Source organism: Pseudomonas sp. GW821-FHT01D09, assembly GCF_059422465.1.
Genome location: NZ_JBWKWY010000016.1, coordinates 26,882 through 41,480, shown reverse-complemented (window position 1 = coordinate 41,480; position 14,599 = coordinate 26,882). Strand labels below are relative to the sequence as shown.

Genomic DNA, 14,599 nt, shown 5'->3' with positions numbered 1-14,599 from the left:
CCTCTTCTTAATTCTTCGCGACAGCGGGTTGCGCTGCCGTGGGCGCAGCCGGTTCGCGCCAGCTAACGGCCAGGCCGTTGGCGTAACGCAGGTCGATGCTCGCAATGTTCGTAATCTGTTCTTTCAGGGTTTTGTCGTAGATGGCGATAAAGCGGCGCATCTTCTCCACCAAGTGGTCGCGTCCCAGCAACAACTCGATGCCCGGGCCGGAACTGCCTGCCCCGGTGGTCAAGAACCAGCTGCCCCGCTCGCGCAATTCCAGGCGCGCAATGGAGAAGCCCAGTGGCCGCAGCATCTGGCTCAACGCCTGGTACTGCTGCATCACTTGCTGCTGTGCCCGTTGTGGTCCGAACAACTGCGGCAAATGCTCGTAGTTGGCCAGCTCACGCGGGTTGAACGCCTGGCCCTGGTTGTTCAACAGCGCTTCGTCGCCCCAACGGGCCACGGGCAGTTGTTCTTCCAGGCGGATCGTCACTTGATCCGGCCACACGCGCCGTACTTCGGCGTGGGCAATCCACGGCATCTGTTCCAGTTCGGCACGCATGCCGGCCAGGTCGATGGTGAAGAAGCTCGCCGCGACAAAAGGCGCGATCCGCTGCTGCACCGCTTGCTGGCTGATGTAGCTCAAGTCGCCCTGCACGCTGATCTTGCTGATCGGGCGGTCGGCATACGGCAACAGGCGCTGCGCACCTTCATAGGTGCCAAAGCCCAACGCCACCAACAACACCGGCCAGAACAGGGCCTTGAGAAAACCAAAGTTGGCTTTCGGCAGGCGCGCCGACATCGGCTCTTTAGCCACCATTCGACTGGCACCCCGCGGCACCGGCTTGCGGCCGGGAGCGGGTGGCTGATGACGAAGCGATGCGCCTTGCATGGTCTTAACCTCGTGCCTCTATATAGCTAGCCGCCAGAATCGCCAGCACCAACTGCTGGAAGTCCAGGCCGGCTGCGCGTGCAGCCATGGGCACCAGGCTGTGGTCGGTCATGCCCGGTGCGGTGTTGACTTCCAGGAACCAGAAGTTCCCCTGGTCATCCTGCATCACGTCTGCCCGCGCCCAACCGGCGATACCCAACGCCTCACAGGCTTGCGCCGTGAGGTCCATCAATTCCTGCTCTTTGGTTGCATCGAGGCCGCATGGGATCCGGTACTGGGTATCGGAAGCCAGGTACTTGGCGTCGTAATCATAAAAGGTGTGAGGCGTGCCCAATGCGATGGGCGGCAATACCTGGCCACGCAGGGTGGCGATGGTGTACTCGGGACCCTGGATCCACTGTTCCACCAACACTTGCGAATCGTAGGTACTGGCCGCTTTCCATGCGTCGATCAATTCGGCGGCCGAGTTCACTTTGGCCATGCCGATACTGGAGCCTTCATGGGCTGGTTTGACGATCAAAGGCAGGCCCAGTTCCTTGGCCGCCGAAATACAATCGTCTTCACTGCACAACACGCGGTGACGCGGCGTCGGAATGCCCAGGCTGTGCCACACCTGCTTGGTGCGCAACTTGTCCATGGCCAGGGCCGAGGCGAGGATGCCACTGCCGGTGTAGGGAATGCCGGCGCACTCCAGCAGGCCCTGCATGCTGCCGTCTTCACCGCCACGGCCATGAAGAATGATGAAGGCGCGGTCGATCTTCTCGGCCTGCAGGCGGGCGAGGAAGTCATCGCCCACGTCGATGCCAAAAGCGTTCACCCCGGCGCTTTGCAGCGCCTGGAGCACGGCATTGCCGGACTTGAGCGACACTTCGCGCTCAGCGCTCTTGCCGCCGAACAGCACGGCTACGCGGCCGAAGTCGGCAGGCGCGATGGTGGAGAACAGGGAGCCGTAGTTCGTAGTCATTTCGACTTCCCCTGTACAGCGGCGGCAGCAAACAGCGGGCTCGCCAGCAATTTAGGGGCAAGGCCGCCGATATCACCGGCACCCTGGCACAGCAGGATGTCGCCGGCACGCAGCAGCGGCTTGACGATCGGCGCCAGGTCCACACCCCGCTCGATATAGATCGGGTCCAGTTGCCCGCGCTGGCGGATGCTGTTGCACAGCTTGCGGCTGTCGGCACCGGGGATCGGTTCTTCACCGGCCGGGTAGACTTCCATCAGCAGCAACACGTTGGCATCGGCCAATACATTGACAAAATCGTCGTACAAATCGCGGGTGCGGCTGTAGCGGTGCGGCTGGTAGACCATCACCAGGCGACGCTCCGGCCAGCCACCGCGCACAGCCTTGATCACGGCCGCGACTTCGGTCGGGTGGTGACCGTAGTCGTCCACCAGCATCACGTCGCCGCCGTCTACCGGCAACTGGCCGTAGACCTGGAAGCGCCGGCCCACGCCGGCAAAGCCCGACAGGCCTTCGACGATAGCTTCATCGCTGACGCCCTCATCGGTGGCGATGCAGATGGTCGCCAGGGAATTGAGCACATTGTGGTTGCCCGGCATGTTCACCGACACATCCAAGGGTTCACGATCCGGGCGCAGCACGGTAAAGAAGGTCTGCATGCCTTGCTGACGGACATTGATCGCACGTACGTCGGCGTCTTCGCTGAAGCCGTAGGTCACGGTAGGACGCTTGACCAGCGGCAGGATTTCTCGCACCACCGGATCGTCCAGGCACACCACGGCCAAACCGTAGAACGGCAGGTTATGCAGGAACTCGACGAAGGTTTTCTTCAACTTGTTGAAGTCACCGTCGTAGGTCGCCATATGGTCGGCGTCGATGTTGGTGACCACGGCCACCAGCGGCTGCAGGTGCAGGAAGCTGGCATCGCTCTCATCGGCTTCGGCGATCAGATAGCGGCTGGTCCCCAGTTGTGCATTGGTACCTGCTGCATTCAGCCGGCCACCGATCACGAAGGTCGGGTCCAGGCCGCCGGCGGCGAACACCGAGGCGATCAGGCTGGTGGTGGTGGTCTTGCCGTGGGTGCCGGCGACCGCGATACCGTGGCGGTAGCGCATCAGCTCGGCCAGCATCTCGGCGCGGGGCACCACGGGAATGCGCCGCTCAAGGGCAGTGGCCACTTCCGGGTTGGTGGTGTTCACGGCACTGGAAACCACCAGTACATCGGCCTGCGCGGCGTTCTCGGCACGGTGGCCGATAAAGATCTGCGCGCCAAACGACTCCAGGCGCTCGGTGACCGGCGAGGTCTTGAGGTCGGAACCGGAGACCTGGTAACCCAGGTTCAGCAACACCTCGGCGATCCCGCACATGCCCACGCCGCCGATACCGACGAAGTGGATGCGCCGGATGCGGCGCATTTCTGGTTGTGGCATGGCTTTTTGATTCTCAACCATGGGCCACCTCCAGGCAGATATCGACCACGCTGCGGGTGGCGTCGGGTTTGGCCAGGCGGCTTGCGGTACTCGCCATGCTGTTCAGTCGTTCGGGTTGCATCAAAACCTCAGTCAGGCGTGCGGCCAGGTCGGCGGCGCCAGTCGTTCTTTGCGGCAGCAGGAAGGCAGCGCCCTCCCCGGCCAAATATTCGGCGTTGCGGGTCTGGTGATCGTCGATGGCATGGGGCAAGGGCACCAGCAAGGACGGCAGACCGGCGGCAGCCAGTTCACTGACGGTCAACGCACCTGCGCGACAGACCACCAGGTCGGCCCAGCCATAGGCATGGGCCATGTCTTTGATAAAGGGCTCGACCGTCGCCTCGACCCCGGCCTCGCGGTAGCGGCCAGCGGTCACTTCATCGTGGTGCTTGCCAGCCTGATGGAAGATCTCGGGACGCAGGTCCACAGGCAGTTGCGCCAGCGCCTCAGGCAGCAATTTGTTCAACGGCTCGGCGCCCAGGCTTCCACCCAGGATCAGCAGGTGCGCCTTGCGCCCGGTCAGGGCCTGGCGGGCAATGTCCATAAACAGTTCGGTACGCACCGGGTTACCGGTGGTGCGGCGCTTGTCCATGGCTGCAAAGGTATTCGGGAATGCCTCGCAGACCCGCGCCGCCAATGGCGCCAACAGGCGGTTGGCAGTACCGGCCACAGCGTTTTGTTCGTGGACGATCACCGGCACACCGGCCAACCGCGCGGCCACACCGCCGGGACCGGTGACATAGCCACCAAAACCCAGCACGCAGACCGGCTTCAACTCACGGATGACCTTACGCGCCTGCCACACCGCCTTGAGCAACACCAACGGTGCCTTGAGCAACGACAACTTGCTCTTGCCGCGCAGGCCGCTGACGTTGATCAGGTGCAGGGGCAAACCGGCCGCCGGGACCAATTCATTTTCGATGCCACGGGGCGTCCCCAGCCAATGCACGGTGTAGCCGCGGGCCTGGAACTCACGGGCACAGGCCAGCGCCGGGAACACGTGGCCGCCGGTGCCACCAGCCATGATCAGCACGTTAGCGCCCATGGGTCGGCTCCTCGGCAAAATCGCTCTCGCTAAATTCCATCTCTTCGCTGCCCAAATGGGTTCGACTCTCCCACTCGATACGCAGCAACAAGCCCAGACAGGCACAGCAGATCACCAACGAACTGCCGCCATAGCTGAGGAACGGCAGGGTCAAGCCCTTGGTCGGCAGCAGGCCGACGTTCACGCCGATGTTGATCAGGAACTGGCCGATCCACAGGAAGGCCAGGCCGTACGCCACATAGGCGGCAAAAAACTGTTTGGCTTTCTCGGCCCACAGGCCGATGTACATGGCCCGCACGCAGACGAACACGAACAACCCGACGGTGGCCAGGGAGCCAACCACGCCCAGTTCTTCGGCAAGTACCGAGAACACGAAGTCGGTATGGGCTTCCGGCAGGTAGAACTGCTTCTGCACGCTGTTGCCCAGGCCCACGCCCAGCCACTCGCCGCGACCGAAGGCAATCAGCGCCTGGGTCAACTGGTAGCCGGAGCCGAACTGGTCGGACCACGGGTCGGTAAAGGTGATCAGGCGTGCCATCCGGTAGGGTTGCGCCTGCACCAGGATGGTCACGGCCGCCACCGCCAGGCCAACCATCAGGGCAAAGCGGAACAAGCCAACGCCACCCAAGAACAGCATCGCGGCCGCAGCGCCCATCATCACCACGGTGGCGCCGAAGTCCGGCTCCATCAGCAACAGGCCAGCCATGGGCAGCAGCACGATGAACGGCTTGAAGAAGCCCATCCAGCTTTCCCGCACTTCTTTCTGGCGACGCACCAGGTAACCGGCCAGGTAAATCACCACGAACACCTTGGCGATTTCCGAAGGTTGTACGTTGAACGCGCCGAAGCCGATCCAGCGCATCGAACCGTTCACCTCGCGGCCAATGCCGGGGACGATCACCATCACCAGCAGGCCGAAGGCACCGAGCAGCATCAGCCACCCCAGGCGCTGCCAGGTGGCGATAGGGATCATCATGGTGACGATGCACGCCCCGAGGCCGATCACCAGGTAAATCAGGTGGCGGATCATGTGGTACAGGGTGTTGCCCGACTGCACGGCGGCCACTTCCGAGGACGCCGAGGTGATCATCACCAGGCCCAGGCCCAGCAGCGCCAGGCAACCGGCAAGCATCGGGAAGTCGAGGTCGATCCCGCGCCCGGTAATGATCGGCGATGGGTACGGCTTGATGATGTTCTTCAGGTCCAGACTCATGCCAAGCCCTCCACGGCACGGGCGAACAACTGGCCGCGCTCTTCGTAGTTCTTGAACATGTCGAAACTGGCGCACGCCGGCGACAACAGCACGGCATCACCGGGCTGGGCCAGGGCACGGCACTGGGCAATGGCCTCGTCCAGGGAGGTGGCGCGCACTTGCGGCACTGCGTCGCCCAGGGCGGCGGCGATCAAGTCGCTGTCACGGCCCATCAGCACCACGGCGCGGCAATGGGCAGCCACCGGGCCCTTGAGGTCCTTGAAGTCGGCGCCCTTGCCATCGCCACCAGCGATCAGCAGCAGCTTGCCGTCGATATCGGCACCCAGGCCTTCGATGGCGGCCAGCGCGGCGCCGACATTGGTGGCCTTGGAATCGTTGTAGTAGCTCACGCCCTCCAGGTCGCGCACCCACTGGCAGCGGTGTTCGAGGCCGGCAAAGGTGCGCAGGCTCGACAGCATCGCGTCGAACGGCAAGCCGACCGCATGCCCCAACGCCAAGGCCGCCAGGGCATTGGACTGGTTGTGGGCGCCACGGATCTTCAGTTCACGCACCGGCATCAGGTTCTGGAATTCAAAGGCCAGGTATTTCTCGCCATGCTCTTCACGGATACCAAAGGCCTTGAAATCGGGTTTGCTCAGGCCAAACGTCCAGCATGGTAGGCCCTCGCCCATCAACGGACGGCTCAGAGCATCCTGGCGATTGACCACCACTTGCCGCGCACCACGGAAGATCCGGTGCTTGGCCAGGTGATAAGCCGGCAGGCCGCTGTAGCGGTCCATATGGTCTTCGCTGACGTTCAACACGGTGGCCACTTCGGCGCCGAGCTGATCGGTGGTCTCCAGCTGGAAGCTCGACAGTTCCATGACGTACAGCTCGATATCGTCGCTGAGCAAATCCAGGGCCGGCGTGCCGAGGTTACCGCCCACCGCCACGCGCTTGCCGGCCGCAGCCGCCATTTCGCCAACCAGGGTGGTGACAGTGCTCTTGGCGTTGGAACCGCTGATTGCCACGATGGGCGCCTTGGCGTTACGCGCAAACAGCTCGATATCGCCGGACAATTTCACGCCACGCGCCGCTGCCGCTTGCAGGGCCGGGGTTGCCAGGGCCAGGCCGGGGCTCACGTAGAGTTCGTCGGCACGGCACAGAAATTCCACATCCAACTCGCCACAACGCACTTCCACGTGCGGGTAGTCACGGCGCAGCGTGACCAGCTCCGGTGGATTTTCCCGCGTATCGGCCACGGCAAACGACGTGCCCCGGTTCGCCAGGAAGCGAACCAGGGACATGCCGCTCTTGCCGAGGCCGACAACGATGCGGAAGTGGTCTGAAGCGATCAGGGACACTCGTTTCTACCTCAGTTTCAGGGTGGCAAGGCCAACCAGCACAAGAATCACGGTGATGATCCAGAAACGGACGATTACCCGTGGCTCCGGCCAGCCCTTGAGTTCAAAGTGATGATGAATCGGCGCCATGCGAAACACGCGGCGGCCGGTCAACTTGAAGGACGCCACCTGGATCACCACCGACAGGGTTTCCATCACGAACACACCGCCCATGATGAACAGGACGATTTCCTGGCGCACGATCACGGCAATGGTGCCCAGGGCCGCACCCAGCGCCAGGGCGCCGACGTCGCCCATAAACACCTGGGCCGGATAGGTGTTGAACCACAAAAAGCCCAGCCCGGCACCGATCAGCGCGCCGCAGAACACAATCAATTCACCCGCGCCCGGGACATAAGGGATCAGCAGGTATTCGGCGAATTTCACGTTACCCGACAGGTAGCAGAAGATGCCCAGGGCGCCGCCCACCATCACCGTCGGCATGATCGCCAGGCCGTCGAGGCCATCGGTCAGGTTGACCGCGTTGCTGGAGCCGACGATCACAAAGTAGGTCAACACCACGAAGCCAATGCCCAACGGGATGCTGGCATCCTTGAGCATCGGGAAAATCAGGGTGGTTTCCACCGCGCTTGGCGCCGTCATATAAAGGAAGATCGCCGCGCCCAGGCCGAACACCGATTGCCAGAAGTACTTCCAGCGGCTTGGCAGGCCCTTGGAGTTCTTCTCGATCACCTTGCGGTAGTCATCGACCCAGCCGATGGCACCGAACAGCAGGGTCACCAGCAACACCACCCACACATAGCGGTTGGCCAGGTCGGCCCAGAGCAAGGTGCTGATGCCGATGGACGACAGGATCAACGCGCCGCCCATGGTCGGTGTGCCGGACTTGGACAAGTGCGACTGCGGGCCGTCATTGCGCACGGACTGGCCGATCTGCAGGTTTTGCAGAGTACGGATCATCCATGGCCCGAGGAACAGCGACAAACACAGCGCGGTCAGCACACCCAGGATCCCGCGCAGGGTCAGGTACTGAAAGACCGCGAAGCCTTTGTGGAACTGTTGCAGATACTCAGCCAGCAGCAGCAGCATTAATGTTTCTCCGTACTTGAGCCACACAAGGCCGCGACGACGTTTTCCATCACCGCGCTGCGCGATCCCTTGATCAAAATGGTTGTGTGTTTGTCGTGTTCGGCCGCGCCCAGCGCCTGGATCAATTCGGCCTGGCTCGCGAAATGCCGCGCGCCTGCACCGAACGCAGCGACGGCATGGGCCATGTTCGGGCCGACGGCGTAGAGGGCGTCGACTTTGCCACTGGCGTAGGCACCCACTTCACGGTGGGACTGTTCGGCCCAGTCGCCCAGTTCGGCGATATCGCCCAGTACCAGGACCTTGCGCCCGGCGAAGCCTTTGAGCAGGTCAATGGCCGCGCAGACCGAGGACTGGTTGGCGTTGTAAGTGTCGTCAATCACGCGCATGCCGTTGCTCGCCAGTTGCGCCACGGTGCGGCCCTTGACCGGCTGCACTGCGCCAAGGCCGGTGGCAATGCCGAACAGCGACACGCCCAGGGCATAAGCCGCGGCGGCGGCGGCCAGGGCGTTGGCAACGTTATGGTTGCCCAGCAGGTTCAGTTGCACGTGCTCGTCACCCTGCGGGCTGTGCAGGGTGAAGGCCGGGCAGCCACGGGCGTCGAGCGTGATGTTCGAGGCATGGAAGTCGGCTGCGGCGTTGTGCACGGCAAAGCTCAAGACCTTGCGCCCGGCGGCACGTCCACGCCAGGTTTCAAAGGCCTTGTCATCGAGGTTCAGGACTGCGGTCCCGGAAGCGTCCAGGCCTTCAAGGATTTCACCCTTGGCCTGGACGATCTTCTCGGGGCCGCCAAACTCGCCAACGTGGGCGGTCCCAGCGTTGTTGATAATGGCGACGTGCGGCCGGGTCATGGCCACGGTGTAGGCAATCTCGCCAATGCGCGACGCGCCCAGCTCGATCACGGCGGCGGTATGTTCCGGGGCCAGTTCCAGCAAGGTCAGCGGTGCGCCAAAATCATTGTTGAGGTTGCCACGGGTGGCCAGCACCGGCCCGCGCGTACGCAGGATACCGGCGAGCAGTTCCTTGACCGTGGTCTTGCCGCTGGAACCGGTGATTGCCGCCACCGGGTTGGTAAATGCAGCACGGTTCAGCGCGCCCAATTGGCCAAGGGCCAGGCGGGTGTCGGCCACCAGCAACTGCGGCAGTGTCGAGTCAGTGACTTCACGCTGCACCAGGGCGCCGACCGCGCCTTTGGCGGCCACCTCATTCAAGTAGTCATGCCCGTCGAAACGCGGGCCGGCCAGGGCGACAAACAGTTGCCCCGGCTTGATGTTGCGACTGTCGATACTGACACCGTCGAAGCTGCAATCGCTCGACAACACACGGGCCGACAAGGCCTGGGTCAGTGCGCTGAACGTCATGGCCTTAAGCATGGGCCACCTCCCACGCGGTCAAGGCGCGATCAGCCTCGACCAGATCGGAGAAGGCATGGCGCTCGCCGTTGATTTCCTGGTAGTCCTCATGGCCTTTGCCGGCCAGGACTACCACATCGTCAGCGCTGGCGCTGGCAATCAATTGGGCAATGGCCGCGCCACGACCGGCCACAAACGTCACGTGGGCGGCGTCTTTGAAGCCGGCGCGGATATCCTCGAAAATCTGGCTCGGCGCTTCGCTGCGAGGGTTGTCATCGGTGACCAGCACGCCGTCGGCCAGGCGCTCGACGATCTCGGCCATCAGCGGGCGTTTGCCGCGATCGCGGTCGCCGCCGCAGCCGAACAGGCACAGCAACTTGCCCTTGGCATGAGGGCGCAGGGCTTCGAGGACTTTTTCCAGGGCATCCGGGGTGTGGGCGTAGTCGACCACCACCAGTGGCTGCGTCCCGCCACCCAGGCGCTGCATGCGCCCGGCCGGGCCTTCGAGCTTGGGCAATACACGCAGGATCTCATCCAGGGCGTAATCCAGGCCCAGCAAGGCGCCGATGGCCGCGAGGACGTTGCTCAGGTTGAAGCGACCGAGCAAGGTGCTGCGCAAATGGTGCTCGCCCTGGGGCGTGACCAGCGTAGCGAGTACGCCTTCGTCATTGAACTGGGCTTCGCGGCAATACAGGTAGGCGCTGGCGTCTTCCAGGCTGTAGCTGATCAGGCGCGCTTCGCTTTTTTCGGCGGCCAGTTGGCGACCGAATGCGTCATCGAGGTTCACCACGCGGCACTTCAGGTCAGTCCAGCCGAACAGCTTGGCCTTGGCGGCGGCGTACGCCTGCATGCTGCCGTGGTAATCCAGGTGGTCGCGGGACAGGTTGGTCATCACCGCCACGTCGAACGCCAGGGCACTCACCCGGCCCTGGTCCAGGCCGTGGGACGACACTTCCATGGCCACCGCCTTGGCCCCGGCCTTTTTCAGGTCGGCCAGGGTCGCCTGTACGGCAATCGGGTTCGGCGTGGTGTGCAGGCCGCTTTGCAGCGCGCCATAGAAACCGGTGCCCAGGGTGCCAACGATGCCGCAGTGCTGCCCCAAGAGGTCCAGCGCCTGGGCCACCAGTTGGGTAACGCTGGTCTTGCCGTTGGTGCCGGTGACGCCAATCAGGTTGAGCTGGCGGCTCGGGTCGCCATAAAAACGCCCGGCGATATCCGACAGCTGCGCTGCCAGGCCCTTGACCGGAATCAACGGCACATCGGTCATCGGTAATACAGTGGCGCCTTCGACTTCATAGGCCACGGCCGCCGCACCGCGTTGCAAGGCGTCGGCAATATGGGCCCGGCCATCGAGCTTACCGCCCGGCACGGCCAGGAACAGGTCGCCGGCGCGTACGCTACGGCTGTCCAGGCTCAGTTCGCGAATCAACAGATCGCGGCCAGCGTGGGCGAAAATCTTGTTCAGGCTAAGAGACATCAGCCGCGCCCTCCATTGGCTTTTACAGCAGCAGCCGGTGGTCCGGCGTTGGCTTGTTGGGTCGGCGGCAGGTTATCCGGCGTAATGTTCATCAAACGCAGGGTGCCGGACATGACTTTGCTGAAGACCGGCGCCGAGACCAGGCCACCGAAGTAGCCGGCCTTGCTCGGTTCGTCGATGACCACCACGATGGCGTAGCGCGGGTCGCTCATAGGACCGAAGCCGGCGAACAGCGAGCGGTAGGAGTTTTCCGCGTAGCCCTTGGTGCCTACCGAGGTCTTGCGCGCAGTACCAGACTTGCCGGCCACGTGATAGGCCGGCACCTGGGCACGGAACACGCCGCGTGGCGCCTCGATCACTTGTTGCAGCATGGTCTGCATGGTCTTGGCGACGTTTTCCGGGATGACCTGTTCGGATTTCGGCGCTTCGTCCACGTGGATCAGGCTCAACGGCGTCATACGGCCATTGTTGGCCAGCACGGAAAAGGCGTGGGCCAGCTGGATCGCGGTCACCGACAGGCCATAGCCGTAGGACAGGGTCGCGGTCTCGGCCTTGCGCCATTCACGGTAGTTGGGCAGGTTGCCGACGCGCTCGCCCGGGAAGTCCAGGCCCGTGGGTTGGCCCAGGCCGATCTTCTGCGCCAGGTGGTAGATGGTCTCGCCGCCGATATCAAAGGCGACTTTACTCATGCCCACGTTACTGGAGTTGATCAGGATGCCGGTCAGGTCCAGCACCGGGCCTTCGCTACGGGAGACGTCGCGAATGGTGTATTTGCCCAGTTGCAGGGTGCCTGGATAGACCTCGACCTTGTCGGTAGGCTTCCAGCGCCCGGACTCCAGGGCCGCACTCATGGAGATAGCTTTCATGGTCGAACCCGGCTCGAACACGTCGATCATCGCGCGGTTGCGCATCATCGCCGGTTGCAGGTTGCGACGGTTATTCGGGTTGTAGGTCGGCTGGTTGACCATGGCGAGGATCTCGCCGGTCTTCACGTCCATGATCACCAGGCTGCCGGCCTTGGCGCCGTTCTCGATAATGGCGTTGCGCAGCTCGCGGTTGGCCAGGTATTGCAGGCGCAGGTCAATCGACAACGCCAAGGGCTTACCGGCCTTGGCGTTTTTGGTGACCTGGACATCCTTGATCAGTCTGCCGCGCCGATCCTTGATGACCTGCCGCTTGCCGGGAACCCCGGCCAGCCACTCGTCGTAGGCCAGTTCCACCCCTTCGCGGCCATGATCGTCAATGTCGGTGAAGCCCACCATATGGGCAGTGGTCTCACCGGCCGGGTAGAAACGCCGAAACTCCTCAATGCCGTAGACACCGGGGATTTTCAGGTCGAGCACGCCTTGACCCTGTTCAGGGGTGAGGCCGCGAACCAGATAGATGAATTCTTTATTGGCCTGGGCTTCAAGACGGTCCTTGAGGGCCTTGGGGTCCTGGCCGAGGGCGTGGGCCAGCTCGGTCCATTTGTCCTTGGCCACTTGCAGTTCCTTGGCATTGGCCCACAGGGTGGTCACCGGAGTACTGACAGCCAGGGGCTCGCCGTTACGGTCGGTGATCAGCCCGCGGTGCGCAGGAATCGGGATATGCCGCAGGCTGCGGGCATCGCCCTGGCCGATCAGGAAGTCGCGATCCACCACTTGCAGGTCGATGATGCGCCAGGCAATCGCGCCCACCATCAACGCGAGCAAGCCCAGCACGACGCGGAAGCGCCACGGGTAGAGTGCGCCTTCGAGTTTCATCATGGCGCCACCATGCGGACTTCCGCGGCGCCAGGAATATGCATCTTCAGCTGTTCGGCGGCCAGCACTTCGATGCGGCTGTGGGCCGTCCAGGTGCTTTGCTCCAGGATCAACCGGCCCCATTCCGCCTGGGCCTTGTCGCGCACGCTCAATTCGCCGTACAGGCTATTGAGCAACTGGCGATTCCAGTGGGCGCTGTAGGACACCGCAATTGCGGACACCAGCACGCCGACGTACAGCAGCATCATAAAGAAGCTGCCGCCCGGCAGGGGCTTGGCGAAAAGCCTGCTCACCGCAGCTTCTCCGCAACGCGCATGACGGCGCTGCGCGCACGTGGGTTGGCCTTGAGTTCGGCTTCGGATGCGAACTGCGCTTTGCCATGGACTTTGATTTTCGGCACAAAGGCTTCAAACCGTACCGGCAGGTTGCGCGGCAGGTTATCGGTTTCGCCCTTGACCAGACGCCGCATAAACAGTTTGACGATACGGTCTTCCAGGGAGTGGAAGCTGATCACCACCAGGCGACCACCCACTTCCAGGGACTCCAGGGCCGCCTCAAGGCCAGCCTCCAGGTCACCCAATTCGTTGTTGACGTGAATGCGCAAGCCCTGGAATGCGCGGGTTGCCGGGTTCTTGCCCTTCTCCCACGCCGGGTTGGCGACTTTCAGCACTTCAGCCAGGTCGGCGGTGCGCTCGAACGGCTGGATTTCCCGGCGTTCGACCACGGCACGCGCCATGCGGCCGGCGAAGCGCTCTTCGCCGTATTCCTTGAACACACGGGTGATTTCTTCGTGGGGCGCGGTGGCGATGAACTGCGCGGCGCTGATGCCACGGCTCGGGTCCATGCGCATGTCCAGCGGGCCATCATTCATGAAACTGAAGCCGCGCTCCGGGTCGTCCAGCTGCGGCGAGGACACGCCCAGGTCCAGCAGGACCCCGGCCACCTTGCCCGCCATGCCCCGCTCGGCGACTTCCGCGCCCAGCTCGGCGAAGCTGCGCTGCACAACGACAAAGCGGCCGTCTTCGGCCGCTAGCGCTTGCCCGGTGGCAATCGCCTGGGGATCCTTGTCGAACCCAAGGAGTTTGCCCTGCGGGCCGAGCCGGCTGAGGATCAACCGGCTGTGCCCACCGCGCCCGAACGTGCCATCCAGATAGCAGCCATCAGGGCGCACGGCGAGAGCCTCGACGGCTTCGTCAAGCAGCACGGTGATGTGGTTAAAGCCGCTATCAATAGTCACAGGATCAAATCACGCAGTTCATCAGGCATGGCGCCCGGTTGTTGAATAGCAGCCAGGTCAGCTGCAGACACAGCATCCCAGGCATCTTCGTCCCACAATTGGAACTTGTTCAGTTGGCCTACCAGCATCGCGCGCTTATCGAGCTTGGCGTATTCGCGCAGACGCGGTGGAACCAGGAAACGACCACTGCCATCGAGTTCGAGATCGACGGCATTACCAATCAGCAAACGTTGCAGGCGACGGTTTTCTTCACGCAACGAAGGCAGAGCGCGCAACTTGGTTTCAATCAACTCCCACTCATCGAGGGGGTAAACACACAAACAAGGGTCAACGGCATCAATCGTGATGATTAATTGCCCGGAACTTCGCGAAATGAGCTCGTCACGATACCGGCTCGGCATGGCGAGACGGCCTTTTGCATCGAGACTGATAGCGTTAGCTCCGCGAAACACAGGTGCGTTTCTCCAAATTTTAGCGTTTTACGTTCAAAAAACCCACTTTGTGCCACTTTCCGCCACTTGCGCACACTATAGGAATGCGCCCACCACACCGTCAAGGCGCGGATTAAAGGAAAAGCCTTACAGAACGGAGATTTAGGAGCGTAAAAGGAGGAGAAACGGGAGTTCGGCGATGTTTTTGACTCAACAACCCCAAATAGCTCAAAGAGCTAGAGCTGGAACTTAAAGTAATTTATTAAGAGTAAGATTTTTTCGGTATTACGAAGACGCATCTGCCAATGATTTGGCAGGGAGGGATTCTTGCGTTACTACCTGGTTTCTGCCCGAGACTCGTGCAAAAGG

Annotated in this window: 13 protein-coding genes; all 13 read right to left on the bottom strand. The window is 62.6% G+C overall.

What is annotated here, in order from left to right; all coding sequences use genetic code 11:
- Nucleotides 1-7: 7 nt before the first annotated feature.
- From AC07W7_RS15740 to mraZ, 13 genes are read right to left on the bottom strand one after another with little or no spacing between them, the layout of a single operon-like run.
- The gene (locus AC07W7_RS15740; protein ID WP_495039646.1) at nt 8-874 is read right to left on the bottom strand and encodes a cell division protein FtsQ/DivIB; all 867 of its coding nucleotides are present in this window, start codon (nt 872-874) and stop codon (nt 8-10) included.
- Between the two features lie 4 nt (nt 875-878).
- Nucleotides 879-1,838: a D-alanine--D-alanine ligase gene (locus tag AC07W7_RS15735; RefSeq protein ID WP_099167637.1), complete on the bottom strand. Its 960-nt coding sequence runs from the start codon at nt 1,836-1,838 to the stop codon at nt 879-881.
- On the bottom strand, nt 1,835-3,286 hold the full coding sequence (gene murC, locus AC07W7_RS15730; protein ID WP_076963499.1) for a UDP-N-acetylmuramate--L-alanine ligase: 1,452 nt from the start codon (nt 3,284-3,286) through the stop codon (nt 1,835-1,837). Before murC ends, AC07W7_RS15735 begins: the two co-directional genes overlap by 4 nt.
- Nucleotides 3,279-4,349, bottom strand: a complete 1,071-nt coding sequence (gene murG / locus AC07W7_RS15725) for an undecaprenyldiphospho-muramoylpentapeptide beta-N-acetylglucosaminyltransferase (protein ID WP_169866234.1) — start codon at nt 4,347-4,349, stop codon at nt 3,279-3,281. The genes murC and murG overlap by 8 nt, the downstream gene beginning before the upstream one ends.
- Entirely contained in the window at nt 4,339-5,562 is a 1,224-nt protein-coding gene (gene ftsW / locus AC07W7_RS15720) for a putative lipid II flippase FtsW (protein WP_057958504.1), read from the bottom strand. Before ftsW ends, murG begins: the two co-directional genes overlap by 11 nt.
- Nucleotides 5,559-6,905, bottom strand: a complete 1,347-nt coding sequence (murD, locus tag AC07W7_RS15715) for a UDP-N-acetylmuramoyl-L-alanine--D-glutamate ligase (RefSeq protein ID WP_495039645.1) — start codon at nt 6,903-6,905, stop codon at nt 5,559-5,561. The genes ftsW and murD overlap by 4 nt, the downstream gene beginning before the upstream one ends.
- A gap of 6 nt (nt 6,906-6,911) precedes the next feature.
- Complete coding sequence (mraY, locus tag AC07W7_RS15710) at nt 6,912-7,994, bottom strand: phospho-N-acetylmuramoyl-pentapeptide-transferase (protein WP_029297824.1); 1,083 nt, start codon at nt 7,992-7,994, stop codon at nt 6,912-6,914.
- On the bottom strand, nt 7,994-9,364 hold the full coding sequence (locus AC07W7_RS15705) for a UDP-N-acetylmuramoyl-tripeptide--D-alanyl-D-alanine ligase (RefSeq protein WP_169866232.1): 1,371 nt from the start codon (nt 9,362-9,364) through the stop codon (nt 7,994-7,996). Before AC07W7_RS15705 ends, mraY begins: the two co-directional genes overlap by 1 nt.
- Nucleotides 9,357-10,820: a UDP-N-acetylmuramoyl-L-alanyl-D-glutamate--2,6-diaminopimelate ligase gene (locus tag AC07W7_RS15700; protein ID WP_076963504.1), complete on the bottom strand. Its 1,464-nt coding sequence runs from the start codon at nt 10,818-10,820 to the stop codon at nt 9,357-9,359. Before AC07W7_RS15700 ends, AC07W7_RS15705 begins: the two co-directional genes overlap by 8 nt.
- Nucleotides 10,820-12,562 carry a peptidoglycan D,D-transpeptidase FtsI family protein gene (locus tag AC07W7_RS15695; RefSeq protein WP_162843722.1) on the bottom strand — a complete coding sequence of 581 codons (1,743 nt, stop codon included), beginning with the start codon at nt 12,560-12,562 and terminating at the stop codon, nt 10,820-10,822. The genes AC07W7_RS15700 and AC07W7_RS15695 overlap by 1 nt, the downstream gene beginning before the upstream one ends.
- Nucleotides 12,562-12,855 (bottom strand): cell division protein FtsL, encoded by a 294-nt coding sequence (ftsL, locus tag AC07W7_RS15690; protein WP_076963506.1) that lies wholly within the window; start codon nt 12,853-12,855, stop codon nt 12,562-12,564. The genes AC07W7_RS15695 and ftsL overlap by 1 nt, the downstream gene beginning before the upstream one ends.
- Nucleotides 12,852-13,799 carry a 16S rRNA (cytosine(1402)-N(4))-methyltransferase RsmH gene (rsmH, locus tag AC07W7_RS15685; RefSeq protein WP_076963507.1) on the bottom strand — a complete coding sequence of 316 codons (948 nt, stop codon included), beginning with the start codon at nt 13,797-13,799 and terminating at the stop codon, nt 12,852-12,854. The genes ftsL and rsmH overlap by 4 nt, the downstream gene beginning before the upstream one ends.
- Entirely contained in the window at nt 13,796-14,251 is a 456-nt protein-coding gene (gene mraZ, locus AC07W7_RS15680; RefSeq protein ID WP_003171868.1) for a division/cell wall cluster transcriptional repressor MraZ, read from the bottom strand. The genes rsmH and mraZ overlap by 4 nt, the downstream gene beginning before the upstream one ends.
- Between the last annotated feature and the right edge of the window lie 348 nt (nt 14,252-14,599).